The sequence below is a fragment of the Spirosoma fluviale genome (assembly GCF_900230225.1).
GTDB classification, from domain to species: domain Bacteria; phylum Bacteroidota; class Bacteroidia; order Cytophagales; family Spirosomataceae; genus Spirosoma; species Spirosoma fluviale.
In genome coordinates this window covers 1243177-1269145 of sequence record NZ_OCNH01000003.1, presented here as the reverse complement: position 1 = coordinate 1269145, position 25969 = coordinate 1243177, and the positions used below count along the sequence as shown (strand labels likewise).

General features: G+C 48.6%; 21 protein-coding genes. 8 read left to right on the top strand and 13 right to left on the bottom strand.

Annotated elements, in window-relative coordinates; all coding sequences use genetic code 11:
* Positions 1-205 precede the first annotated feature (205 nt).
* The gene (locus CRO74_RS21300; RefSeq protein ID WP_097128614.1) at positions 206-1201 is read right to left on the bottom strand and encodes a phosphotransferase enzyme family protein; all 996 of its coding nucleotides are present in this window, start codon (positions 1199-1201) and stop codon (positions 206-208) included.
* Between the two features lie 144 nt (positions 1202-1345).
* On the opposite strand from CRO74_RS21300, the gene CRO74_RS21295 reads away from it, so the two are divergent.
* Both CRO74_RS21295 and CRO74_RS21290 read left to right on the top strand, forming a co-directional pair.
* A complete protein-coding gene (locus CRO74_RS21295; RefSeq protein ID WP_097128613.1) occupies positions 1346-1717 on the top strand; it encodes a BlaI/MecI/CopY family transcriptional regulator in 372 nt (123 codons plus the stop codon).
* A complete protein-coding gene (locus tag CRO74_RS21290; protein WP_097128611.1) occupies positions 1714-3057 on the top strand; it encodes a M56 family metallopeptidase in 1344 nt (447 codons plus the stop codon). The genes CRO74_RS21295 and CRO74_RS21290 overlap by 4 nt, the downstream gene beginning before the upstream one ends.
* Before the next feature lie 25 nt (positions 3058-3082).
* Here the strand turns inward: CRO74_RS21290 and CRO74_RS21285 are convergent, their stop codons facing one another.
* The 5 genes from CRO74_RS21285 to CRO74_RS21265 all read right to left on the bottom strand — a co-directional run bounded on the left by CRO74_RS21285 (position 3083) and on the right by CRO74_RS21265 (position 7361).
* The gene (locus CRO74_RS21285) at positions 3083-3286 is read right to left on the bottom strand and encodes a hypothetical protein (RefSeq protein WP_097128610.1); all 204 of its coding nucleotides are present in this window, start codon (positions 3284-3286) and stop codon (positions 3083-3085) included.
* Positions 3287-3382: 96 nt separating this feature from the next.
* Positions 3383-4435, bottom strand: coding sequence for a sugar phosphate isomerase/epimerase family protein (locus CRO74_RS21280; protein WP_097128609.1), 1053 nt, complete (start codon positions 4433-4435; stop codon positions 3383-3385).
* Positions 4436-4533: 98 nt separating this feature from the next.
* Positions 4534-4911 carry a four helix bundle protein gene (locus CRO74_RS21275; protein WP_245877931.1) on the bottom strand — a complete coding sequence of 126 codons (378 nt, stop codon included), beginning with the start codon at positions 4909-4911 and terminating at the stop codon, positions 4534-4536.
* Between the two features lie 30 nt (positions 4912-4941).
* On the bottom strand, positions 4942-6087 hold the full coding sequence (locus CRO74_RS21270; RefSeq protein WP_097128607.1) for a Gfo/Idh/MocA family protein: 1146 nt from the start codon (positions 6085-6087) through the stop codon (positions 4942-4944).
* 137 nt (positions 6088-6224) lie between these two features.
* Entirely contained in the window at positions 6225-7361 is a 1137-nt protein-coding gene (locus CRO74_RS21265) for a Gfo/Idh/MocA family protein (protein WP_097128605.1), read from the bottom strand.
* Positions 7362-7696: 335 nt separating this feature from the next.
* Here CRO74_RS21265 and CRO74_RS21255 point away from each other — a divergent pair, with 335 nt between their 5' ends.
* Entirely contained in the window at positions 7697-8947 is a 1251-nt protein-coding gene (locus CRO74_RS21255) for an MFS transporter (RefSeq protein ID WP_097128601.1), read from the top strand.
* A gap of 154 nt (positions 8948-9101) precedes the next feature.
* Here the strand turns inward: CRO74_RS21255 and CRO74_RS21250 are convergent, their stop codons facing one another.
* A complete protein-coding gene (locus tag CRO74_RS21250; protein ID WP_097128599.1) occupies positions 9102-10016 on the bottom strand; it encodes an LEA/WHy family protein in 915 nt (304 codons plus the stop codon).
* A 144-nt stretch (positions 10017-10160) separates the two neighbouring features.
* On the opposite strand from CRO74_RS21250, the gene CRO74_RS21245 reads away from it, so the two are divergent.
* Positions 10161-10937 (top strand): META domain-containing protein, encoded by a 777-nt coding sequence (locus CRO74_RS21245; RefSeq protein WP_097128597.1) that lies wholly within the window; start codon positions 10161-10163, stop codon positions 10935-10937.
* 160 nt (positions 10938-11097) lie between these two features.
* On the top strand, positions 11098-14520 hold the full coding sequence (locus tag CRO74_RS21240; RefSeq protein WP_097128595.1) for a ThuA domain-containing protein: 3423 nt from the start codon (positions 11098-11100) through the stop codon (positions 14518-14520).
* 83 nt (positions 14521-14603) lie between these two features.
* On the opposite strand, the gene CRO74_RS21235 is transcribed toward CRO74_RS21240, so the two are convergent.
* The 4 genes from CRO74_RS21235 to CRO74_RS21220 all read right to left on the bottom strand — a co-directional run bounded on the left by CRO74_RS21235 (position 14604) and on the right by CRO74_RS21220 (position 20806).
* Complete coding sequence (locus CRO74_RS21235; protein WP_097128594.1) at positions 14604-15356, bottom strand: GLPGLI family protein; 753 nt, start codon at positions 15354-15356, stop codon at positions 14604-14606.
* A gap of 19 nt (positions 15357-15375) precedes the next feature.
* Positions 15376-18231, bottom strand: coding sequence for a TonB-dependent receptor domain-containing protein (locus CRO74_RS21230; protein WP_097128592.1), 2856 nt, complete (start codon positions 18229-18231; stop codon positions 15376-15378).
* A gap of 245 nt (positions 18232-18476) precedes the next feature.
* Positions 18477-19787 carry an aminodeoxychorismate synthase component I gene (pabB, locus tag CRO74_RS21225; protein ID WP_097128590.1) on the bottom strand — a complete coding sequence of 437 codons (1311 nt, stop codon included), beginning with the start codon at positions 19785-19787 and terminating at the stop codon, positions 18477-18479.
* Between the two features lie 2 nt (positions 19788-19789).
* Positions 19790-20806 (bottom strand): NYN domain-containing protein, encoded by a 1017-nt coding sequence (locus CRO74_RS21220; RefSeq protein ID WP_097128588.1) that lies wholly within the window; start codon positions 20804-20806, stop codon positions 19790-19792.
* Between the two features lie 300 nt (positions 20807-21106).
* On the opposite strand from CRO74_RS21220, the gene hisB reads away from it, so the two are divergent.
* The 3 genes from hisB (at position 21107) to CRO74_RS21205 (ending at position 24108) form a co-directional block, all read left to right on the top strand.
* The gene (gene hisB, locus CRO74_RS21215) at positions 21107-22255 is read left to right on the top strand and encodes a bifunctional histidinol-phosphatase/imidazoleglycerol-phosphate dehydratase HisB (protein WP_097128586.1); all 1149 of its coding nucleotides are present in this window, start codon (positions 21107-21109) and stop codon (positions 22253-22255) included.
* A 287-nt stretch (positions 22256-22542) separates the two neighbouring features.
* Positions 22543-23109, top strand: coding sequence for a 1-acyl-sn-glycerol-3-phosphate acyltransferase (locus CRO74_RS21210; RefSeq protein ID WP_097128584.1), 567 nt, complete (start codon positions 22543-22545; stop codon positions 23107-23109).
* 33 nt (positions 23110-23142) lie between these two features.
* Entirely contained in the window at positions 23143-24108 is a 966-nt protein-coding gene (locus CRO74_RS21205; RefSeq protein WP_097128583.1) for a nitrilase family protein, read from the top strand.
* Here the strand turns inward: CRO74_RS21205 and lpxB are convergent.
* Positions 24105-25241 (bottom strand): lipid-A-disaccharide synthase, encoded by a 1137-nt coding sequence (gene lpxB, locus CRO74_RS21200; RefSeq protein WP_097128581.1) that lies wholly within the window; start codon positions 25239-25241, stop codon positions 24105-24107. The genes CRO74_RS21205 and lpxB overlap by 4 nt on opposite strands.
* Positions 25242-25497: 256 nt before the next feature.
* Positions 25498-25914 carry a 6-pyruvoyl trahydropterin synthase family protein gene (locus tag CRO74_RS21195; RefSeq protein ID WP_097128579.1) on the bottom strand — a complete coding sequence of 139 codons (417 nt, stop codon included), beginning with the start codon at positions 25912-25914 and terminating at the stop codon, positions 25498-25500.
* Positions 25915-25969: the final 55 nt, after the last annotated feature.

Below are 25969 nucleotides of genomic sequence, written 5' to 3'. Positions count from 1 at the left end.
ATTGAGCGTACCATTTTGAACAAAGAGATGTTTTTTCGATAGCTTGACTAATAAAAGGAAAGATACAATAAAATTTAAGTTCAATATAAGATCACTATCGTTTACGTTTAGAAAGAATATTTATACGTTTCATTTTAGCTTCACAGCAACTTATAAAAAAAGGTTGCCTTCTCTTTCCGGATTGTCACTTACTCACCGCTATATATTATCGCTTTGCGTTTAATTCATTGAAATCGGCCCAACGCTTGATCCGTAGGTTGATGAAGCGCGTTAGATACAACTCGTTCAGGAACGTATTTGACCAGTCATCAAAACGCTGCATCTGAACACCCAGATAGAAGAAATAGACACTAAGCCCCAACATTGGCAGTAGCCTCTTTTCTTCATCACTCAGCGCAGTTATTGATTCATAACCAGCCAGAAAACTATCTTTCTTTTGGCGAAATTCATTCACATCCGCTTCGGTACTGTGAATTTGAAGAATGTAATAGGCAAGATCCAGACAGAGCATTCCGTTGCCGCAGAAGTCAAAATCGAACAGGGTAATCTGTTCATCCCGATCAATATTCAGGTTATCGAACCAGATATCCAGGTGTACCGTCCCCCTTCTCGTCTTCGTAGTGTCGATCCCGGCAAACTCACGCAGAAGATACTGCTGTGTTTCCAGCATAAATTTCATTTCATCCGTTTCAGGCGATAGAAACAGCGGTAATTGAGCCAGTGAATCGACCAGCAACCGCTGTGGTGTGTACGTTACCCGGTTTTGTGTAAGGTTGTGCGTAAGCTGGTGGAAACGGGCCATGATCTGCCCCAGCTTGTAGTGCAGATCAGCCGAAAAAGTGAGCAGTTTCTCCCCTTGGGCAAACGAAAACAGAACGCCAAATCGGGTGCCTTCCGGTGCATTCAGCGTCTGAATATACCTGCCCTGAACATCAGTCAGCGGATACGATACCGGAATACCATTCTGGTTGAGCAGGGTCAGCAGTTTAAGCTCTTCGTTGATTTCAACTTCGGTCCGCCAGTTCAGACTGTAGAGCCTGAAAATAGCTTTGGTCGAACCGTCGGTTACCAGATAGGAATGATTAACACCGGCTTTTAACAGTTTACAGGTCGTAGTCGGTAACAGGCCGTACGATTTTTGTAGAAACTGAGCCAGATGAGTTTTGGATAGAATGGAGGATGTAACTGGAAAGGTGAGCATGGGAGCTGGTAAGGTTGCGCAAAAGTAGTATAGGACTGTAGACGATGTCTGAAGTTATTCGCGCAACATCAAAAAAATCAGTCAATTACTTGACTTTAATTTTTTCTACTCTACATTTGTAGAACAGCCTCTATATTTATAGAAATGAAACTATCTGCTGCCGAAGAAACCCTGATGCAACACCTGTGGAAGCGGGAGAAAGCCTTCATGAAAGACTTGCTTGATGATTATGACGATCCCAAACCCGCTGTTACAACAGTGGCCACATTACTTAAACGGGTTATTGATAAAGGATTTGTCAGCTATCGGGAGTATGGGAATTCGAGAGAGTATTATCCGCTGATTGCCCATAACGATTATTTCTCCACGCATGTAAATGGGCTCATTAAGAATTTCTTCAATAATTCGGCCGCCCAGTTTGCTTCATTCTTTACCACCGAAACACATTTATCAGCGTCTGAATTGGAAGCACTTAAGACTATTATCGATCAGGAAATTCAAAAACGAAAATCATGATACTTTATATGCTTAAATCCGGCCTTTGCCTGTTGATCCTGTTTGGGTTTTATAAGCTTCTGCTGGAAGACGAAAAACTACACCAGTTCAACCGGTTTTACCTGTTGTTCAGCCTCGTATTTTCGTTGGTTATCCCCTTGCTGACGATCAATATTCGATCTGAGCAGATTCCTGTTTTTGAACCGCAGCCTAACTATCAGCCTGACCGCATTCTAACCGATCTAGTTGACCCGAAAACTTCACCGGTTCAACCTGCATTCGACTTTTCAGCTGTTGCTGGCCTTGTTTACTGGCTTATTACGCTGATGCTGCTCATCCGGTTTGGCCGACATCTTTTCTCACTAGCGCAACTCATCAGCCAACACCGGAATGTTAGGTACCAGGACGCTACCCTTATCCTTTTGCCTGAAAATGGCCTGCCTCATACCTTTTTACATTACCTGTTTGTCGGCAAATCAGCCTACGAGTCGCAGGCCATTGAGCCAGAATTGTTCACGCATGAACTGACACACATCCGACAAAAGCACTCCTTCGATATTCTTTTTGTGGAGTTACTCTTCTGCTTTTATTGGTTCAACCCCTTGCTTTTCCTGATCAAACGTGCCATCCGGCTCAACCATGAGTTTCTGGCCGATGCAGCGGTTATTGACCAGCATCAGCACGTTGTTCGGTATCAGCGTTTGCTGTTGAGCAAGCTAACCCTCAGCACACCCGTTTCTTTAACCAGTCAACTAACGTTTCACGCAACCAAACAACGATTTCTTATGATGACCAAACGCACATCCAGAGCCAGAGTGTTGATTGTTGGTACGCTGGCATTGAGTTTACTTGTGATACTCGTAGCTACGTTTAGCACCAAATTAGTTGCTCAAGTCCCCTCAGCTACCCCACAGAAGGCGCAAACCAAACCAGTACAGGACCCCCTTCCGGTGGATTCAGATAAATTTCAGGAGTTGTACAAAGACAAGCTGGTCAGGACTAAATCTGGTGCCCAACGGAAGTTTTCTGATCTATCTAAAAAGGAGAAGAAGAACGTTGTTCTAATAGCACCTTTCCCTCCAAGAACACCTACCGACGCTCAGTTCTCGGACTGGAAAAATCCCAAATTATTTGGCATCTGGATCGACGACAAGCGGGTGAAGAATGAGGTATTGGATAGATACAAGCCTACAGACATAGCCTCGTTTTCGGGCAGCTTCGTGCACAAGAACGCCCGCCAGCCCGAAGGCTATTTATACCAAATGGACCTGATGACCCATTCGGCCTACGAACGCTATCTGAAAGAACAAAAAGAGAAGCCGTTTTTAGTGGTGATGCAGCGATTCCCAAAGCGACAGTAACTGAGATTGAGTTCTCGCCCGGCAACTAATTAGACGGGTTAAACCGGGCCGCGTCAATGATGGACCACAGGTGTATGATCCATCCCATCAGGAAAAACCAGAGGGCACCCGCCAGCACAAATTGTAGAATGGCCATCAGCAGACGTCCCTGCAATAGCTGGCCCAAACCCGGAATGAAGAAGCTACAAAGAGCAGCAAGCACATTGCCACCCGAACCCTGACCTGCCATCGTGTTGGTTGTTTGATGTAAATATAGGGGTTCCGTAAATAAAAAAGTGTCGGGTTTGAGAACCCGACACCACAAAATACACAAATTGCTCAACCTCTACAGCCCCAACACTTTCTTGTTGAAAGCATCATCGGCACCGGTGCCCGCAAAATCATCGAAAGCGCGTTCGGTTACGCGGATGATATGGTCCGAGATAAACGGAGCCCCTTCGGCGGCACCCTGTTCGGGGTGTTTGATGGCGCACTCCCACTCCAGCACTGCCCAGCGGTCGTAGTCGTACTGAGCCAGTTTAGAGAAGATACCGGCGAAGTCAACCTGACCATCGCCCAGCGAACGGAAGCGTCCTGCCCGTTCTACCCAGCCCTGATATCCGCCGTAGACACCCTGCTTACCCGTTGGGTTAAACTCGGCATCTTTCACGTGGTAGGCAAAAATACGGTCGTGGTAGAAGTCGATGAACTGCAGGTAGTCAAGCTGTTGCAACACAAAATGGCTTGGATCGTAGTTGATACCGGCGCGGGGGTGGTTACCCACTTTTTCCAGAAACATCTCGAAGGTGATACCATCGTGCAGATCCTCGCCGGGGTGAAGCTCATACGCCACGTCGACACCGGCTTCGTCATAGGCATTCAGAATCGGTAACCAGCGGTCGGCGAGTTCTTTGAAACCCGTTTCGACCAGACCCGCCGGGCGTTGTGGCCAGGGGTACACGAATGGCCAAAGCAGCGCGCCCGAAAAAGTAGGGCTGGCGACCAGACCCAGATTCTTACTGGCCTTAGCCGTCATAATCAACTGATCGACCGCCCAGGCCTGCTGTTCTTTGGGTTTGCCCGCCAGTTCGGCCGGACCGAAACCATCGAACATAGGCCCGTAGGCCGGGTGCACAGCTACCAGTTGCCCCTGCAGGTGAGTGGCAAGTTCAGTGATCTCAACGCCAATATCCTTCAGCTTTCCTTTCAGCTCATCGCAGTAGGTAAGGCTTTCAGAAGCCTGCTTGAGGTCAATCAGACGGGAGTCCCAGGTTGGAATCTGGATACCTTTATAGCCCAGATCGGCCATGTATTTGGCAATAGTCTCAAGCGAGTTAAATGGGGCAGTATCGCCCAGAAATTGGGCAAGAAAAATGCCCGGGCCTTTCATTGTTTTCATGTATTTTCAATTTTGACTGAGTGAATGAGTGAATGATGGAATGAATTAGTAACCTGGTGTCATTAACTAATTCTATCATTCACTCATTCAACATTAGTTTATGTGTTCTTTCGAGCCTTGGAAAGTATTTTAACAATTTCAGTAGCCTCTTGCATTAAGCTTTCAAGGCGATTGAGTGGGATGATTTTGGACTCGGCCAATATTTCCATCCAAAATAGGGATTCATTAGCTTCTTCAATGGTAATACTCAGTTTTGCATAGAACTCATCCTTACTTCTTGCCCGACAAGTGGCCCGATAATTAGCGCCGGTAGATGATGCTGATCGCAGAAACTGCCTACCCAAAATTTGAGCTTCTTCAGTTTTAGGCAGAGCTTGAAACACACGAACGCTTCGTAAAACAAACTCTTTTGTCCTACGCTTGAAGTCCTCCACAAACTCTTCTTTGACCGAAAAAACGGGCCTTGCTTCCATCATTCACTCATTCAAGTATTCGCTCATTCAAAATTAAATCTCCACCCACGCCTGCTTCCGGTTGGATTCGAGGATTTTCTCGCAGATCAATAACTCGCGGTAGCCATCGGCGAAGGTTGGGTAGGTTGGGTTTTCAGGTTGTTTTCCGGCAGCAATAGCGTCGTACACTTCTTTGAACAACTGCTTTGACGTGTCGGGGAAACCTTCGTTGTGCCCGCCGGGGAAGCTGATCACCGACCGTGCTTCGGGGTGAACCAGCGAGGGGTCGCGCATGAACGATTCGTTGGCACCGTCGCGGTTACCGATCCACATTTCGTTGGGCGCTTCGGAATTCCAGGCAAACGTTTTCTTCGAACCGGCAATTTCCAGTTTCATCTGGTTCTTGCGACCCGCCGATACCTGCGATACCGTAATGACACCCCGGTTACCATTGTCGAACCGTAGCAACACGTTAGCGTGATCTTCGGTATTGATGGGGACATCGGCATAATCTTCGGGTTGCAGCATCTTGCCGGAATACGTTTCAACGGGCTTGAGCGGCTTTTTTCGAACCTTATGCACCGTATTGAAATCGGCCATAACGGCCACCGTTTTCAGACCCGTAATGTACTCAAGGCTGTCCATCAGGTGCGAGCCAATGTCGGCAATGGCGCGGGAGTCGCCGGACTTATCGGGTTCCAGACGCCAGTTGTAATCCGTGTCGTAGAAAAGCCAATCCTGTAGATACGACCCCATCACCGAATACACATCACCCAGCGTATCCTGCTCACGCATCACCTTCATCTGGCGAACCAGCGGGTAATAGCGCAGGTTGAAATGCACAGCATTGACAAGTCCCGTTTGGGCCGCTAACTCAACGAGTTCTTTGGCTTCGTGAAGATCTTTCGCCAATGGCTTTTCACACACAACGTGCTTACCGGCCAGCAGGGCGGCTTTCGACTGAGAGAAGTGGAGGAAGTTTGGGGTACAGATGTGTACCACCTTAATGTCGTCCATAGCCAGCAGTTCCTCGAACGTGCAGGATCGTTCAATCCCGAGCTGATCGGCTTTCTGACGGGCCAGTTCGGGGGTCACTTCGCAAAGCGCGAGGACGTTTGTGTTTGGAAGGCGACGCAGGGCTTCGATGTGCGCAGGCCCGATGAATCCAGTGCCAACGACACCGATGTTAATTTTTTGCATTGATTTAGGGTTAAAGGTTATGCCACAGATCGGACCGCCGAAGCGGATGCACAGAGACGCACGGAGATACACAGAGGATGTATTAAAAAATCTTTGTGTATCTCTATGTTATCTCTGCGAATCTCTGTGGAATAGTTTTATTCTACAAACTTAGTCCACTTGGTGGAATCGTCCTGGCTCGATGCGATGACCGTGTCGATAAAGGCTAATCCGCGAACACCATCTGCTGCTTTTGGGAAATCGTAAAGAGGATCTGCTTCCCGACCTTCCATATGGGCTTTTACCGCATAAGCGAAGTTACGGTACAGGTTGGCAAAGGCTTCGAAGAATCCCTCGGGGTGACCAGCTGGCAGACGCCAGTGCGCCGAGGCTGAAGCCGACAGTGTTCCCACATTGGGGCGGATGATCCGCTGGCCTTCCTGCGTTTTGTATTTTAAGGTATTGGGTTCCATCTGGTGCCATTCCAGACCACCCAGTTCACCCCAAACGTAAATTTTAAGCGAGTTTTCTTCGCCATTGGCAACCTGACTGGCATGAAGAACGCCTTTAGCTCCATTATCGAACCGTAGCAATACATTGCCATCATCGTCCAGCTGGCGACCGGGAACGAAGGCGGTCAGGTCGGCGCAGAGTTCGTCTATTTTCAAGCCGGTGACGTACTCAGCCAGGTTTTCGGCGTGGGTGCCAATGTCGCCCATACAACCGGCGGCTCCCGACCGGGCCGGGTCTGTTCGCCAGATCGCCTGTTTGTAATCGTTATGTTCTTCGTCTTTGGAGAGCCAGCCTTGCGGGTATTCAACGACAACTTTCCGAATTTTACCCAGTTTGCCATTCCGAACCATGTCGCGGGCTTCTTTCACCATCGGGTAGCCCGTGTAGTTGTGCGTCAGTCCAAACACCAGCCCCGACTTTTCGACAATTGCCGCCAGTTCTTTGGCTTCCGCCAGATTCAGCGTCATCGGTTTGTCGCACATCACATGGAACCCATTTTCGAGCGCCAGTTTGGCGGGTGGGAAGTGCATGTGATTGGGTGTAACGATAGATAAAAAATCCATTCGCTCCCCTTCCGGCAGTGCTTTTTCCTTTTCAATCATCTCCTGAAATGAGGAGTAAACCCGATCTTCGGGCAAATAGAGGGCGTGGCCGGTTGCTTTTGATTTATCAGGCGATGAACTAAAGCAGCCACAGACCAACTCGATCTCGCCATCGAAACCGGCAGCACGGCGGTGAACGGCACCAATGAAGGCATCGAGGCCTCCGCCAACCATACCCATTCGCAATTTTCTATGCATTGGTATTTGAGTTGAGTGTAAACAGGTTAGGAAAAGTAAACTACGAAGGTTGGTTTACTGTACGCATTCTACAGATTGCCGTTTTCGATTTTTGGACTGTTGATTCTGGAAACATATTTAACAGCTGCAACGCAATCTCGAAAGCGTAAAATGGACACATTAAACCATAATCCTTTTTTTTACGGCCGAAAATTAGCTGTTTTCTCTTATTTTTCGGAAAATTTGAATAAAAACGGTTCGTTAGCGGGGAGTTTGTTCTACCCGGTGCCTTTTAATTTTTAATTAAACCTATTAACCACTAAATCCCTTTATCGAAAATGAACCAAACCGTTAATCCCTCGCGGCTCTTTCTTGCCAGCTGCCTTGCGCTTATTACGACCGCTTTCTCGTTTAGCATTCGGGCGGGTATTCTGCCTCAGCTAGGCACCGAGTTTGGCCTTACTGCCGAGCAGTTAGGCTTTATCAACTCCATGTGGTTTTTGGGCTTCCCCATTTCTATGATCGTTGGCGGTTTAGTCTACAATACGGTTGGTCCAAAAATAATAATGAACGTAGCGTTCGTATGCCATACGCTGGGCATTCTGCTAACCATTTTCGCTGGTGGTTACTCAACCCTACTCATCTCGACGCTGTTTATCGGTATTGGAAATGGCTGTACAGAGGCCGCCTGTAATCCTATGATTGCCGATATGTACACGGGCACAACCATGAATAAGATGCTGAACCGCTTCCATATGTGGTTCCCCGGTGGTATCGTAGTGGGTAGCCTGATTTCGCTCGCTATGACCAAAATGGGCATGAGCTGGCAGACGCAAGTTGGCATCATCATGATTCCAACTCTAGCTTATGCTTTCCTGTTCTGGGGCCAGGCTTTCCCCAAAGCAAAGGTGGAAGGAGCCATGTCGCTCTCCGAAAACTTCAGAGCTATGATCAACCCGCTCTACATTTTCATTTTCTGCTGCATGGCGATAACGGCTATTTCAGAATTTGGCCCTCAGCAGTGGACTACCCTCATTCTGAGCAAGAGTGGAGCTGAACCTTTACTGATTTTGGCACTGGTAACGGGTCTGATGGCCGTTGGACGGTATTTTGGTGGCCCGATCATTCACAAGCTCGACCAAACGGGTGTATTGCTGGGTGGTGCTGTTTTTGCTACCATTGGCATCTATCTATTTAGCACGCAAACGGGTGCTATGGCCTACGTAGCGGCTGTATTCTTTGCCGTTGGTGTATGCTACTTCTGGCCAACCATGATTGGTTTTGTGGCCGAACGAATCCCATTAAGCGGTGCCCTGGGCATGTCGGTTGTGGGCGGTGTAGGTATGTTTTCTACCTCTATCTGGCAACCCATTATTGGTGGATGGATTGATGCTTCCCGTGTTGAAAAAGCCGCTGCGGGTCTTTCCGGCGATGCGCTGGAGTTAGCCGCCGGTCAGGCCACCCTGCTCCGAATGACGACATTCCCGATCATTTTGATTGTTGCCTTCACGCTGTTGTGGTTCTGGATGCGCAACCGTAAAGCAGGCCATGTCGATGAAAGCGTTGTACTGGAACAACCCCAATTGTAGTTTATCCATATCTATAAAAGGGCCTGGAGTCAAACGACTCCAGGCCCTTTTATATGCCTTCAACTGTTCACAAAATTCGAGAAAAACCTCTGCGCATCTCTTTTTAGCTCCGTGCATCTCTGTGTCATAATGTGAATCTCTGTGTCATAACCCTTCACTTCTTCAGCTTCTTGAAATCATCCAGCGTCCCGGTTACAGTCGAGACGAATTTACTATTACCAAAAGACGAGTTGTTCTCCTTATCGACAAGCTTACACCGAAAGTTGACCCGATAGGGTGTGTCTTTTTTGTCGAACAGCATCTTGGGTAGTACGCTCAGCGTTTTACCGGGCCGGGCCGTTACCGGAAACACAACCGGTGTAGTCGCCTGCGCTTTGATCAGAATCGGCTCTTTTTGCTCGCCGTCGGCAATCTCTTTCCCATCGATAAAAACTGTATAGTGTGCGTCCGTGATGGTGAATGGCATCCTGTTTTTGTTAGTAATGCTCACATTGGCGGCTACGTCGGTGCGTTTCAGCCCCAGCTTACCAAAGTCAATATCATTAATTTTAACCTCAGGCAGATAAAACGTCGGCATCCGCTTATCGACAGTAGTTTCAAATGTCTTCTGGCCGAGGATAGGAATATCGAGCGCAAATTTTGCCCGCATCTTGTAATTCGTGCTGTCGATATCTTTCCGGTCGAGGGTCTTCAGTACGTTTGTCAGCTTTTTATAGACCAGTTTGGCGGGTAGCACCACCAGGGTACTATCGCCCGATTTTACGTCAATTGGCTTTTTATAGGCATCGACCATTACGGGCGTGTTGGCGATGTAAAAGGTGTAATCCAGGCTGGGTGATTTGAAACCAACGGGCAATGGATTATCAATGAGCATGTACAGATTCATAGAAATGGTTTCTTCGCCGATGTCGGTAATGGCGAAGCGGGTCATTTCCAGTCGGGGTTTCAGCGTATCGTCGTAAGGCTTCCCTGCTGCTGTCCGTTCATCTTTTACGTTTCGGTACCAGACATAGGCACCAATACAGCCAATTAGTAATAGGCCCAGCGCAATCAACCATCCTTTTTTCATAGCGTATCGTTGTTTATCAAAAAGGGGTAACTTCTCCGGAAGAGGACTGTTTAAATTATGCCCGGATTGTTCCCTTGCCGTACTCGGGTTAAACTTTTCGACGCACAGCTGGTCTTATCAACAGAACTTTCCCATTAGAATACCATGCGTACTGCTTTGCTTGGCCTCTTGCTCCTGACCGCTGCCTGCCGCCGTCCATCTACACAGTTTGCCGCCATGCTTACCCCCGCCAATCAGGAGATCATAACAGATTACAGCCAATACCTGAAAGCAGGCGACGAAGTCATTGCTATGGGTAACGACCCGGCCTGGTCTCTGACACTTAACCCGTCGAAAAACATTCTTCGATTTAAAGCCCTTGACGGCGATAGCCTGACGACAACCGCGCCCGAACGCCAAACCGATCCCGATGGGACTTTTCGATACAATACCGGCGTAGAAGCCGACCGTATAACTATCTTGTTCAGACCCGATAGCTGTGTCAATAAACTATCGGGCCAGCGATTCGATTACCGGGTGGAAGTTAACTTTCGGGGCAAAAACTACGCAGGTTGCGGCTCATCCCTGCGGCAGCTTGCTTTACTGAACGACATTTGGGTACTCACCGATTTTCAGGGGACAGCTATAACCGCCAATGGCACCCGTAACGAAACGCCCCGCCTGGAGATTTCGCTGGCCGAAAACCGGGTAACAGGCACAACCGGTTGCAACCGGCTCAGTGGCCCCCTCAAGGCCGACACCCGGCAGATTTTAGTTGGCCCGTTAGTGACCACAAAAATGGCTTGCCAGGATGCGGTGAACCAATTGGAAAGTAAACTCCTGCGTGAGCTTAACACCCCACTAACCTACAGGATAGGCGATGGCAAATTGACTTTACTTCGAAATAATAAGCCGATAATGACCTTTAAAAAAGTAGATTAATGCGCTTTTAACCGATAAATTGAGCGAACGACTACACCACAGCGTTCGCTTTTTCGTTACTTTTGTTTCTCAATAAAAGTCAATCGAATCATAAAATAAGTTAACAAGCATAACTGTCACTTGCCAGTTTGCAAACCAACCTGTATAAATCCAAAACTATATGAAAAACTTACGGCTTCCCTCCCGCGCCCTGTTGCTGGCGGGTTTGCTGGCAACGGCTGTACCGGGCATAACAGCCGAGGCTCAAACGGCTGCCAAACGCACTTCGCCCGCTGTCAAGTCGGCTGAAAGTGCTGTAGCCCTTAATCGGGTGCTGGTCTTTTCAAGGACCAAAGGATACCGCCATGCGTCTATTCCCGTTGGCAAAGTGGCAATCATGAAACTGGGGCAGGAAAACGGCTTCGCAGTCGACACCACCGAAGACGCCAGCAAGTTTACCGAAGCGAATCTCAAAAAGTACAGTGCCATTATTTGGCTCAGTACAACCGGCGATGTACTGGACGATGCCCAACAGGCGGCTTTTGAGCGGTACATCCAGGCGGGTGGTGGTTATGTGGGTATCCACGCGGCTGCCGACACGGAGTATGACTGGCCCTGGTATAACAAACTAGCAGGTGCTTACTTTTTGCAGCACCCTAAACAGCAGAACGCCGAAATCGAGATTATCGACAAAAGCCACCCGTCTACCAAAATGCTACCCGATCGCTGGAAGCGCTGGGACGAGTGGTACAGCTACAAAAGCATCCAGCCCGACCTGAAAGTGCTGGGTAAGCTCGACGAGAAAACCTACGAGGGCGGTAAAAACGGCGACAATCACCCGTTTATCTGGCATCATGATTTCGATGGCGGCAAAGCGTTTTACACGGGTGGCGGCCATACCGATGAATCGTACTCAGATCCCCTGTTCCTGCAGCATATTCTGGGTGGTATCAAGTCTGTTATGGCAACCGGCCTTAAATTCGGCCAGGCGAAAACGCAGCCGTTTCCTGAAGAAAACCGTTTCGACCGTGAAGTGTTGGCCGCCAATCTGGACGAGCCAACCGAGTTAGTTGTTCTCGACAATGGCAAAGTCCTTTTTGCTGAGCGGAAAGGTGCCCTGAAACTTTACGACCCCAAGAAAAAGTCTGTAAAGTTGGTAGCTAGCTTTCCTGTATTCATCAAGTTTGAATACGGTTTGATGGGTCTAAACGTTGACCCAAACTTCAAGCAAAACAAATGGATTTACGCGTACTATTCGCCGATAACCGGTAAAACTGAAGCCGATACCGCTCAGCACCTGTCCCGCTTCGTGTATGACGATGTTCGGGATACCTTGTTGATGAACACCGAGAAAGTACTGCTGACGGTTCCCGTTAAGCGCGACGGCTGCTGCCACACGGGCGGCTCCATTGCCTGGGACCGCAAGGGTAATCTGTACCTGTCGACGGGTGATGATACCAACCCATTCAACTCCAACGGCTTCGCTCCCATCGACGAGCGTCCGGGTCGCAAAGGTTGGGATGCCCGTTTAACGTCGAGCAATACCAATGATCTGCGCGGTAAAATTATGCGTATTCATCCCGAAGCGGATGGCACGTATACCATTCCCGAAGGCAACTTATTTCCAAAAGGTACTCCAAAAACCCGTCCCGAAATTTATGTAATGGGCAACCGGAATCCCTACCGTATCTCGGTCGATCAGCGGACGGGCTTCCTATACTGGGGCGAAGTAGGTCCGGATGCGGGAGAAAACAGTCCAAAATACGGTCCTCGTGGGCATGACGAAATGAATCAGGCCCGGAAAGCAGGCTATTTTGGCTGGCCACTGTTTGTGGCCGACAACCGTCCGTACAATGTCCGTACGTTTGCGGATAGCACGACAGGGGCGCTTTTCGACCCGCAAAAGCCAATTAACAACTCGCCCAACAACACCGGTTTAACGGAGTTACCCCCAGCGCAGAAAGCCTTTATTTATTACCCCTATGCCGACTCACCGGAGTTTGGTCCTATTGTGGGTAAAGGTGGGCGGAATGCTATGGGCGGCCCAGTTTATTATTACGACGACTACGCAGAATCGTCCGTAAAATTTCCCCGTCACTACGATGGCAAATTTTTCGCTTATGACTGGATTCGCGACTGGATTCATCCGGTCACGATGCAGGAAAACGGTGATTTTGTGAAGATGGAAACCTTCATGCCTAGTACGCCTTTTTCACACGTAATCGACATGCAGTTTGCCAATGACGGTTCGCTCTACACGCTCGAATATGGGCAGAAGTGGTTTGCCGCGAATTCCGACGCCCGTCTGTCGCGTATTACCTACAACGCCGGCAACCGGAAGCCGGTAGCGATAGCCAGCGCGAATAAAACGGTTGGCTCGGCTCCCCTGACGGTGAAGTTCGACAGCAAAGGATCGATGGATTATGACGGCGATGCCCTGAAGTATTCGTGGTCGTTTGGCAATGGAATGCCCAAACAAACGACGGCCAACCCTACGGTTACGTTTAGCAAACCGGGTACCTATCCTACTACGTTGACCGTAACCGATGCTGCCGGTAATGTCGCTACTAGATCTATGGAGATTAAAGTGGGCAACGACGAGCCAAAAGTAGAAGTAGCCGTAGCCGGTAACAAAACGTTTTACTTTCCGAACAAGCCGCTTAAGTACGCCGTGAACGTTGTCGATAAGGAAGATGGAACGTTGAAGAAAGGCATCAGTCCGGACGACGTGACCATGACCATCGACTACCTCGAAGGTTTCGACAAAACGATGTTGGCGCAGGGCCACCAGGCTAATCTGGGCTTCTCGACCGGCAAACGGCTGATCGAACTGAGCGATTGCAAGGCCTGCCACGCTATCGACAAAAAGTCAATTGGACCCGCGTACATCGACGTGGCGAAGAAATACAAAGGTGTTGCCCAGATCGAAAGCAAACTGGTTCGTAAGGTAATCAACGGTGGTGGTGGTGTTTGGGGCGAACAGGCCATGAGCGCTCACCCCCAGTTGAAAGAGAGTGAAGTGGCCGACATGGTTCACTATATACTGTCTTTGGCCGACGAAAAGAAAGTAAATCGTCAGCCATTGGCCGGTGATTATGTACCGGCTCAGCAAAAGAAAGAGGGTTCTTACATCCTGACCGCCAGCTATACTGACCGTGGTAATGGGATAATTGGCCCCCTGACGGGTTCTACATCGCTGGCCCTGCGCTCTCCCTCCATGAAAGCTGTTTCGGCCGATGGGAAGCAGGATATTTTCCAGTATGATATTCCCAAGATGGGTCCGGCAGCTATTGGCACCAAGTCGGGTAGCTACTTAGTGTTCAACGACATCGACCTGACGGGTATCCAAAGCATTTCACCATCTGTCTTTTCATCGAAAGACCAGACAGCGGGTGGCAAGCTCGAAGCGAGGCTCGATTCGCCTACCGGTACGCTTTTGGGTGAAGCCGAAGTGAAGCAAGGCACACAAGGAGCAGTTAACCTGCCGTTCCGACAGCCAGTGTCCGGTGTCCACAAACTTTACCTGATATTTGTCAATCCCGAAGCCAAGCAGAAACCGCTGTTTGCCGTCGATCAGGTACAGTTCTCGACGCAGGGGATGTAAATTCAAGTTTCTGATTATAAAAAGCCCCGGCTAGCACTAGCCGGGGCTTTTTATATAAGCGACAGGGGCCGACAGGAATAGGCTTAATACCGAATTCCAGCCCAACCATACGGGCTCTGGCGGGCACTTATCCGATCTGTAATGTGCTGTTTTATAAGAGCATCATAAGCAGCATCGGTCATCTTTTTACCCTTTTGTTTGGGCAGCTTTAGGTCTTCTGGCGTGAGCGGGCGAAAGGCTACACTAACCGCTTCGATGGTTACGTCACCATCATTAACGTCCAGTTCCAGAATCAGTCCCGGCAAACCGTTCATCCGTTCAGGTCCCGCCGAAACGGGAATGTCCTGTGCGAACCAGGCCGTAATTTTCTGCTTCTTGATCGGATCTTCCGTATCGGCTCGCATACAGATATAACCAGCCACCTCTTTTATCTGATTCCCTATTTTCCAGACAGGCGCGTGCAGGGAATCATCAACGATGTACGTTTTACCCAGCATTTCGATAATGTCAGTCTTTTTGTCTTTCTCGAAATTCCGGTACAGGTAAAACTCCGATTTCCGCCACGAATACCCCCCCTCTTCTGGCTCATCACTGTTGTAGGTGTATAAACTTTCGTTGGGGCTAAAGGCCAGTTTCATCTTGATACCTTTATTATCTTCTTCCCAGTTTTTCCAGGTTTGAGTCTCCCGGTCCTTCTGTTCCTGACTTAAAAATGTCAGCCGATTGGTAATTTTCAGCCAATGTTCTTTCCGGACGTAGGTTGCCACACCTTCCGATTTCTGGGCCATCGTTACCGAACCGGTCAACAGGCACAGGAGTACGAATATATTTTTCATGGTAGAGAGTTAATTAAAATCAATAAAAGCCATCCCGCCGAACTTTACCCTGAACACCGCGCATGTTGTACGTGATACTTAGCATGAAATAGCGCGCCAGCGACTGAATACGCTCCGTACTGGTAAAATTCTGCCCGGCATACTGCGATACAACAATATTCCGGTTAAGTAGGTCATAAGCCGACAGCCGAACTTCAGCCTTCTTGGCTTTGCCAAGGATGTGGTAGATCGACGTGTTCAAAATCGGAATCTGCTGGTTGAAATTCAGTCGTTCGTTCTTGTATACCCGGTAATTGAGGGAGGTATTGACAAAAAAGCTACCCGGCAGTTGCAGGTTCAAATCACCACGAAATGAATTATTGTAGATGATTTGGTTCTGAGCCGTGTTGATCGAATAACGGGTATCAGTAATGCCAAAGTTAGCATTCGCGTAAAAAGCAATCCACTCCTTGGGCGTCAATGCCAATTGACCTCCGAACGAATAGTTCTGATTATCGGTCTCGTTCAGCACCGTATTGATACGCGTCAGGTTATGCCCGAAATTAAGTTGCGTGTTCAGGTTGAGTGTGGCCTTGGTCTTCTTGAGCGGAAAGCCAAACCCAAAATACGTACCTAAATTACGCCCTCCCGTCAGGTTTTCGGGCATGGTAGTAATAATGTTCGTTTGCGGGTCTACGGTTTGGCTATACACAATTTGATTCACGTAATAGGTGGTATAGACATTGGCAAAAAAGTTGGTAAAACTACCCGGATTGAAATAGTTGAAGTAGGCGCTGACGTTATGGTTCAACTGAGGCAGCAGATTTGGGTTTCCACGGCTCACGAATAACGGGTTACTGTTCGTAGTGACCGGTTGCAAATCCCGCGACGAGGGAATCTGAACCCCTACATCGTAGCCCGCGTAAAGTGATTTATTATTTTTCAGCGAATAATTAAGCCCGAAATTCGGGATCACCGTGGTAAAGGTTCGGCGGATGGACTGAAGCGGCTGGCCCTGGTCGCGGGCAAACTTGCCGTCAAGCTCGAACTGTTGACCAGCTATCCCCGCCGATACGTTCAGTCCTTTAAACGAATAGCGCAAACTGGTTCCCAGGCGGTTAAACAGGTAATTATTTTTGTAATACAAACTAAGCGAATCGACCCGCCGTCGGCTATCGTCGAGGTTCACCACGTCGCGGTCTACTTCATCATTTCGCAGACTGAAGTTATAAAACGTCTCCCAGGTGTACTTTTTGGCAAAGGGCTCCACATAAAGCAGGTTAGCTTTGTATTGATCACTGCGCGAGTTCGTACCCTGATCCTGATTCAATACCCGAAGCATGTCATTGACACTCGTGGCCTGGAAAAATTCATTCCGGGCTTTCAGCAACAGGTCTCCATCGTTCGAGTTGGTCTGAAAAGTGCCGCTGGCGGCTAAATTGCGCCCTTTCTTCTTGAGTTTCAGCCGATACAAAACGGTATTGGCCATGGCAAACTGGTTGGCTGCGGTATTGTTCAGGGTCTGGCTATTAGTGGTTGGCACTTCGCTATTATTGCCCGAATTGAGAAATACGCGCTGTAAGCTTAAGAGATTACTGTTGCCGTTACCAAACCGCCCGTTACTGATGACCACCAGCGTCTGCATGGAATCGAGTTGCTTTTCAAAACGAAAACTGATTCGATGGTTCGTATTCAGATTCGACTGATTACTGGTATCCGTAGTACGGAGTGACGACGTTCCTGGCAGATAGCGTTTATTTTCCCGAAGCGCATCCAGGTCAATGCGTGTCTGGTTATAATAGTAGCTGGTACTCAGTTTGGTTTTCTTGGTGTCGTAATTGTAATTGATACCACCGGCTGAGTTCTTCGAAAAGCCACGTCCTTCGCCCCCGCCTACCGGCACCGTCAAACTCTCATTGTCGTCGCCAAAATAAATGTAGCGGTTAGCTCCGCTGAACCCAAAATCGGCATTATCGTTATAGCTGAACGCATTGCTGCCTCTGAAATCCTGATAATCATTGAACGACAAGCCTTGCTGATTGGTGTTGTTACCCAGCAGTATGGCCGAGAACTGTTGCTTACTGTCGAACTTATTATACATCCCTTTCCCGTCGAACCGTGCCGACACGTTGTTGGAGGCAGGCCCAGCGCCGGCCGTTACTTTGCCAAAGCCGCCTTTTTTAAACTCTTCTTTTAGCTCCAGATTAACCGTTTTCTCTTTCTTGCCATCATTGATACCCGTCAGCTTAGCCTGTTCGGTTTTATCGTCGAAAACCTGCACTTTGGTAATGGCTTCGGCCTGGAGGTTTTTGGTAGCGGCCTTGGGATCATTCCCGAAGAAACTCTTGCCATCTACCGTTACTTTCTTCACCTCCTGCCCCTGAGCCCGGATATTGCCGTCCTGATCGACCTGCACACCGGGTAGTTTACGCAGCAGATCTTCGACAGTGGAACCGGGCGGCACTTTAAAGGAACTGGCATTATATTCGATTGTATCACCCTTTATCGTTAAGGGTGCTTTGGCCGTTCGAACGACAACTTCCATCAACTCCCGTGTAATAGGCTTTAATTTGAGTGCGCCCAGATCCATTAATGCGTCGCCGGTTGGCTGTATTACCTGGTTGTAGGGAATAAAGCCGACAAAGGAAATTTTCAGGACGTACTTACCTGACTTCAGGTTCTTAAACGAAAAAGCACCGTTATCGCCGGTGCGCGTAAAGTTGACAAGCGATGAGTCTTTAGCGTTCAGCAGCATCACCGTTGAGGAAGCAAGTGGTGCTGACGTCGTATCGACGGCTCGTCCCTGTAAGGTGAACCGAGTCGGGCTGGCCGGACTTTGTGCATAAAGTGTAGCCGCGAAAAGACACAGTACGGCCAGTAAGAAAAGGTTTTTCATAAAAGACAGGGCAAAGGTTGAACAGGTGTACCAGAAGCAAAGCTAAGCGCAATACGATCAAATGATCATTCAGTTAACGATTTTTAACTAAATTTATAGTAGCTAATTTAGCAAACGGCTAACTGTTCTGATAATGAGTCGTTTTATCATCAAAGCGTTGCACTCGTTAGTTCGTATGAGAAAAAAAGGGAGGAAATTCCACACGCGGAATCAAACAATTTAGGGAAAGGGCGAAAGTACACAGCTTATGACTCCAATACCTGCCGGATGGCGCTTGCTTTTAAAAGACATTCTTCCCATTCCTGTGCCGGGTCGGCATCATAAGTTATGGCACTGCCAACCGAAAAAGAGGCATACTTTCGTTGGGCATCGTACAGCAGCGACCGAATCACCACACTAAAATCAAAATCGCCATCAGGTGTTACAAAGCCTACCGCACCGGAATAAACCCCTCGCCTGCTGACTTCCAGCTCATCAATCAACTCCATAGCCCGAATCTTGGGAGCGCCTGTCATACTACCCATCGGAAACGCATGTCGCAGCGCATCGGCCCACGAAACACTATCCCGCAGTGTTGCCGAAACGGTAGAAATCATCTGGTACACTTGCCGAAATCCATAAATACCGAATAGTTCATCCACCTGTACAGTACCGGTCACGGCACTTCGGGCAAGGTCATTCCTGACCAGGTCGACGATCATCAGGTTTTCGGCCCGCTCTTTTTCCGACTGGATAAGTTGGTTACGCAGGGCAGCATCTTCGTCGGGCGTTTGTCCACGCCGGATGGTACCTTTGATGGGTTGGGTTATCAGGCCGCTACCCTCTTTTTTGAGAAATCGCTCGGGCGAGGCACCGATAATGTACTGATCACCAAGTTTAATAAAGTTCGAGAAAGGCATTGGCGACCGCTCATTCAATGCCCGATACGTTGCCAGCGGATTAAGGTGAATAGTCTCGGCAAAGAATTCGATGCAGTAATTCAGTTCGTACACATCACCAGCTACAATGTGCTCTTTTATTCGGCGAACGGTAGCCTCGTACTCCGCTGACGTAACACGGCCATGAACGACAACGGGCACTTTTGGGGAAACGCTTTGATGCTGAGTGCTGTCATAAGCGGCTATCTGTTTGAGCAGTTGGTCAGTATCCCCTTCTCCCCTGATAACGATGGCATTATCGGACGAAAAGTCAATTACCCATTCCGGCTCCACGAAGTAAACATCGGGCAGCTCAAGTCGGGCAGGATTCCGGCTGCTCAAGGCCTCCAGTTGGTTTTTCAGGTCGTAACCAAAATACCCAACCAGAAATGACGGCTGATCACGGTGTGCTTCTTCCAGTATTTGGAAGGCATCCCTTTCAGTCGTATCTGAAAAAGAAATGACCCGTTTCGCTCCGACGAACAGTCGGTTTGGAAACGGGTCATGAGGATAAACGGTTTCGTTATTGTTGAGAAAGGCAACAAAACCATCCGTATGTGCTTCCTGACTGATGGCCCAGGTCAAAGCCTGCCAACGCCATGTCAGCGGGTTTTCAATCGGCACCTGAACAGCTTTCATCACTAGGGATGCAACAGACGAACGTCAATGGCAATATCTTTTCCTTCGGCATTACGGCCAACGGTAAATTCGACCTCATCGTCTACCTGTAATTCATTGAAATCAGTATCAATCAGACTCGTGTAATGGAAGAACAGGTTGTTGGGCGGGTAGTTGACAAAGCCGTAACCCGTTTTCAAACTGCGAATCGTGCTGATTTTCCGACCGTCCGGATCATCAATGCCATCGGCCAGATTATAATTTGGCTCATCGGATGGCAAATAGGCCTCCTCATAGGCATCGGCCGCGCTGAGTCCGCCAAAGCTATTGCCGTTGCTGTAACTGCTGCCATTTGCCGGAACCGTTGTAAAGGTTGGCCGGGTTTGCTGCTTCACAAACAGGTTTTGAATAACCATATCGTTCCGTCGGCTACGGTCATCAATCAGCCCATGCATACCAACCGGATATGAAACCTCCTCCAATAAATCCTGTGAGGTACGGGTTACTTGTTTTTCGCCCTGCTCATTGAGGAATTCAAAATCCCAGCTGAGCACCATAATTCGGGAACCGAGCGTATTAAGTTTACGAATGAGCGGTACATAATCACCATCGGAGGTAATCAGCACGACCACATCAAATTTCTTGTACTGAGCCAGCTCAAATGCTTCGAGGGCCAGCCATACATCAATCCCTTTCTCCTGACGGTAACCCTGATACGTTTTGACCGGCAAATAATGGGTAACTACCCCCTCCGACATCAAAATATCGTCGAACAGGCGGTCATAAAACAGTTGATTACCACGCTGGTTAGCTTCGTGTGCATTTAGTCGTCCCCGGAAATAGTGGGCATCTACTATCTGGCATAAACGTTCATTTACGCCTTCCTCTTCGGCTACCTGCCGACGGATAAAAGCGTGCAACCCTGATATACTTATACGACTGCGACGTTCGTGAGAATAATTATAATAATTGCTTACGTGTAGAAAATAATTTCCGTCATAAAATACCCCGATGCGGGTTAATCTGGATGCTGTTGGCATGTTATTAACTAAGATTTAGTACGTGTATTGTTTTATAAGAAATTCTTGGAGAGAGGGTTGGTCTTTCTACTGTTTTTTGTGTGTCTATATAAACTATGTTTCCGTAATCAGTTTAACTTTATAGGTACTTGGTTAACAGAACAATGAAAAATATAGCCAAAAAGTTTACGTTAAATTTATGATATGGATATTGGTAGAAATGGTAAAAACAGCTATACAAGAACTCTAATGCAAAAGTAGTATATTTTCGTTTGTAATATGACCTGACTGTATCTTTGTGGTACTTCTCTTATCCGTATTATGCAAAAAATAGTATTTATTGACCGCGACGGGACGCTTATTGCCGAACCACAACCGGATCAACAGGTTGACTCGCTCGCTAAACTGGACTTCATTCCAAAAGCCATTTCGGCCATGCGGAAAATTGCTGAAGACACTACGTATGAGCTAGTCATGGTCACTAATCAGGATGGTCTGGGCACGGCATCTTTTCCCGAAGATACGTTTTGGCCAGCTCATAACAAAATGATGACCACGTTTGCCGGCGAAAATGTCAACTTTGCGGCCGTACATATCGATCGCCATTTCCCACGCGATAACTCATCTACGCGTAAGCCCGGTACGGGCATGTTAACGCAGTATTTTGAGGCCCCCTACGACCTCGCCAACAGCTTCGTTATTGGCGATCGTCTCACGGATGTTCAATTGGCTGTAAACCTCGGTGCTAAGGCTATTCTGTTTCTGCCGCCCAATGGTTTGGCAGCCGTACAATCTGCTGATGTAAGTGGATTAACCGAAGCCATGCAGCAGGCCATTGTTCTCCAAACCGGCGACTGGGATGAGATTTACGAATTTTTGCGTTTACCCGCCCGCACTACCGTTGTGGAGCGGAATACGAAAGAAACACAAATCCGTGTGGAATTGAACCTCGACGGGCACGGCCGGGCCGATATTCACACCGGGCTTGGCTTTTTCGACCATATGCTCGATCAGGTGGCCAAACACTCCGGTGCCGACCTCACGATTCAAGTCAAAGGCGATCTACACATCGACGAGCACCACACTATAGAAGACACGGCTTTGGCACTGGGTGAAGCGTATCGGCGTGCCCTCGGCGATAAGCGGGGGATTAGCCGCTACGGGTTCCTGCTACCAATGGATGAGGCACTGGCCCAGGTTGGCCTGGATTTTTCGGGCCGCCCGTGGCTGGTTTGGGATGCAGAATTTAAGCGGGAGAAGATCGGCGACATGCCAACCGAAATGTTTTATCATTTCTTTAAATCGTTTTCCGACACCGCTCTTTGCAACCTGAATATTAAAGTAGAAGGCGATAATGAGCACCATAAAATAGAGTCCATTTTCAAAGCATTTGCCAAAGCGATAAAAATGGCCGTTCGGCGCGATATCAACGAATTGGATAACCTTCCCAGCACGAAAGGGGTTTTATAATCGAAAACCTGTAAGGTTCTTTGAGACAGTATAGGTTTAAAATCAAAAGCCTCTGTTATTTTTGCACCGGAATTCAACTGAACATCGATATGGATTTATCAACACCTTTGACACTTCTGTTTTACGCGGTATTGCTCATCGCTGCCTTCATTACCGGGCGTTGGCTTGAGCGCAATGATCGGAAGTATTAATTCAGTGGTTAGTGCTTAGTAGATAGTGACGAGTGATGTGCATACACACAGCTCCAACCGCTAGCCACTATGTACTAACCACTAACTACAAGAAACATGCTCAGTGCCCTTACCCGTTGGTTATTTAAAGTATGGGGTTGGCGGGTAACAGGTCCTATCCCAACTGTACCAAAAGCCATTTGGGTAGTAGCCCCACATAGTACCAACTGGGACTTCCTGGTTGGTTTGGGCATCCGTCCTACCATCCATATATGGATCCAATATCTCGCTAAGAGTTCGTTATTCACCTGGTACTCAGGCTGGTTATTCCGGGCATTGGGCGGAAAACCTGTTTATCGCGACAAGTCACGCAATCTGGTCGATGCAACCGTGAATGTCTTCAATCAGAACGAGCGGCTCCACATTTGCATTGCACCGGAGGGTACACGCAGCAATGTCGACAAGCTGAAAACGGGCTTTTACTACATTGCCCTCAACGCGAATGTTCCGCTGATTCTGGTTGGCTTCGACTGGCCCCGCCGACAGGCTATTCTTAGTGAACCACTCTACATTACGGGCGATTACGAAAAAGACATGCTCCCCTTCTACGAGTTTTTCTCCCAGGTTCATGGCGTAAAAAAAGACTGGCTGACGCATTGGGAAAGAACGGGCATAATTGCGTAAGTTTTCGTTAATCCTGACTGGCTAACCTGCGTTATGCAAAATCTTAAAGTGGCGACCGCCCAGTTTGAAAATGCCAGTGGCGACAAAGCGTATAACCTTGGCATTATCGACACCCTTTCGGCCAGAGCCGCCCGGCAGGGCGCTCAGGTCATTGCTTTCCACGAATGTTCGATAACCGGCTACACCTTTGCCCGGCATTTGTCCAAAGAAGAATTACTGGACGTTGCCGAGCGGATACCCGATGGCGATAGTATTCAGCAACTTATTGAGATAGCCCGGAAAAATGATATTGTCATTCTGGCGGGGCTTTTCGAAAAAGATGAGCAGAATCAACTTTTCAAAGCGTATGTGTGCGTTGATAAAAACGGGCTGGTCGCTAAATATCGGAAACTGCATCCCTTTATTAACCCCCATTTGCTACCCGGCAACGAGTACGTCATCTTTGACCTGTACGGGTGGAAATGCGGGATGTTGATCTGTTACGACAATAACGTCATTGAAAATGTGCGCGCTACAGCTTTGCTGGGAGCCGACATTATTTTCATGCCGCACGTTACCATGTTAACGCCTTCGACCCGACCGGGAGCCGGTTTTGCCGATCCGGCTCTATGGTATAATCGACATAACGACCCAACGTCGGTACGGCTGGAATTTGACGGTATGAAAGGGCGGGCCTGGCTCATGAAGTGGCTTCCGGCACGGGCTTACGACAATGGAATTTACGCCGTTTTTGCCAATCCCATTGGTATGGACGACGACCAGCTGAAAAACGGCTGCTCCATGATTCTTGACCCATTTGGCGATATACTGGCCGAATGCCGCGAACTAGGTGACGATATTGCCGTGGCGACCCTTACTCCCGAAAAGCTGGAGCAAGCAGGCGGCTACCGATACCGAAAAGCACGGCGACCAGACCTATACCGGGATATTATCAGTCAGGAGCATAAGCCCGAGCAAAAGGTAGTATGGCTACACACCGACGATAGTCCGCCAGCCTAGTTAGTCAATGACTTTTCTTTAGTCAACTCGTCTACCATAAGCCGTCCTGCTCGCTGGGATGCGCCTGCCCCACCCATCTTCTTCTGTACCTCGGCATAGCCAGCCAACTGGGCATCGCGCCCGGATTCACCGGGTAGAATACGCCGTAGTTCATCACCGATACGCTTGGGTGTCAGGTCATTCTGAATCAACTCTTTAACAACTTCACGGTCGGCAATGAGATTGACAAGGGATATAAACGGAACTGCAATCAGGTTTTTGGCTATAGCGTAGCTTATGCCCGTTGTTTTGTAGCAAACGACCTGTGGTATGTTCAACAGGGCCGTTTCGAGGGTGGCGGTGCCCGATGTGACGAGTGCAGCGGTGGCTATATGCAGTAAATCATAGGCCGCGTCATCCACACAAATCACGTGTGGAAAATCAGCCAGCAAGCATTTGTACAGACTCTCCGGCAAATTACTCACGGTACCCAGCACAAACTGATAATTCGGAAACTGGCGGGTTGTCTCCAGCATGGCGGGCAGAATTGAGGTAATTTCCTGATGCCGACTTCCGGGCAGTAAGGCAATAACAGGGCGGTCTGTTATGCCCTTTTCTTTACGGAATACCGGATCGGGCTTAAAGTCGGCGAGGGCGTCGAGGAGTGGATTGCCTACGTACTCGACTTTGTAATCGTACTTAGCGAAGAATTCGGTTTCAAAGGGCAGGATTGTAAACAGCTTATCTACAGTCGCCTTGATCTTAAGCGCTCGCCGTTGATTCCAGGCCCATACTTTTGGCGATATGTAATAAAACACCCGAATACCATGTTTTTTGGCAAACCGGGCCATGCGTAGATTGAAACCTGCGTAATCAATCAGAATCAGCACATCAGGGCGATTGGCCAGTAAATCGGCCTGACATTCGCGCATGATCCGGCGAATGGTACCCAGATTTTTTACCACCTCCAGAAACCCCATAAAGGCCATTTCCCGGTAATGCCGCACCAGAACCGCACCGGCGGCTTCCATCTGCTCACCGCCATACGCCCGGAAGGTAGGTTTAGACGAGGTATCGTACTGGCGAATCGCCTTGATCAGGTTGGCCCCGTGTAAATCGCCGGAGCGTTCGCCCGCAATTAAATAATAGTTCATGTATGTAGATGTAGAGACGCAATACCTTGCGTCTTCTGGCACCGGATGGTACTGGCTAACGCATACCAGACGCAATACCTTGCGTCTTCTGGCACCGGATGGTACTGGCTAACGCATATCAGACGCAAGGTATTGCGTCTCTATACACCGGGTGGTATTGGCTAACGCATATCAGACGCAAGGGATTGCGTCTCTACACACCGGATGGTATTGGCTGACGCATATCAGACGCAAGGTATTGCGTCTCTACACAGGTTCATTCCCCAAAATAATCCACAAAGTTTTTCGGGGTTTCATAGAGCCGGAGTTGGTGCAAATGGGCATCCGTAACGGGTTCGAGCGCCCGTTCGAGAATCTTCCAGATCTCCATGATGAAGATTTCGCAGCTGGCCATTTTACCCTGCATGAAATCGACATCGAGGTTCAGGTTTTTGTGATCTACTTTTTCGATCACCTCCCGCCGAACAATATCGCCCAACAACTTCAAATCAATGACAAACCCGGTATCAGGGTCAGGTTCACCCTTCACGGTCACGATTAATTCAAAATTGTGCCCATGCCAGTTGATGTTTGCACAGGGGCCAAATACTTCCTTATTACGCTCTTCTGACCAGGCTGGATTGTAGAGCCGGTGAGCCGCGTTGAAATGCTCAATTCTATTGATATATACCATTTTTCTGGTTTAGATGGGGCGGTTGCCAGAAACGCCAATTTGAAAAATAAGCCAC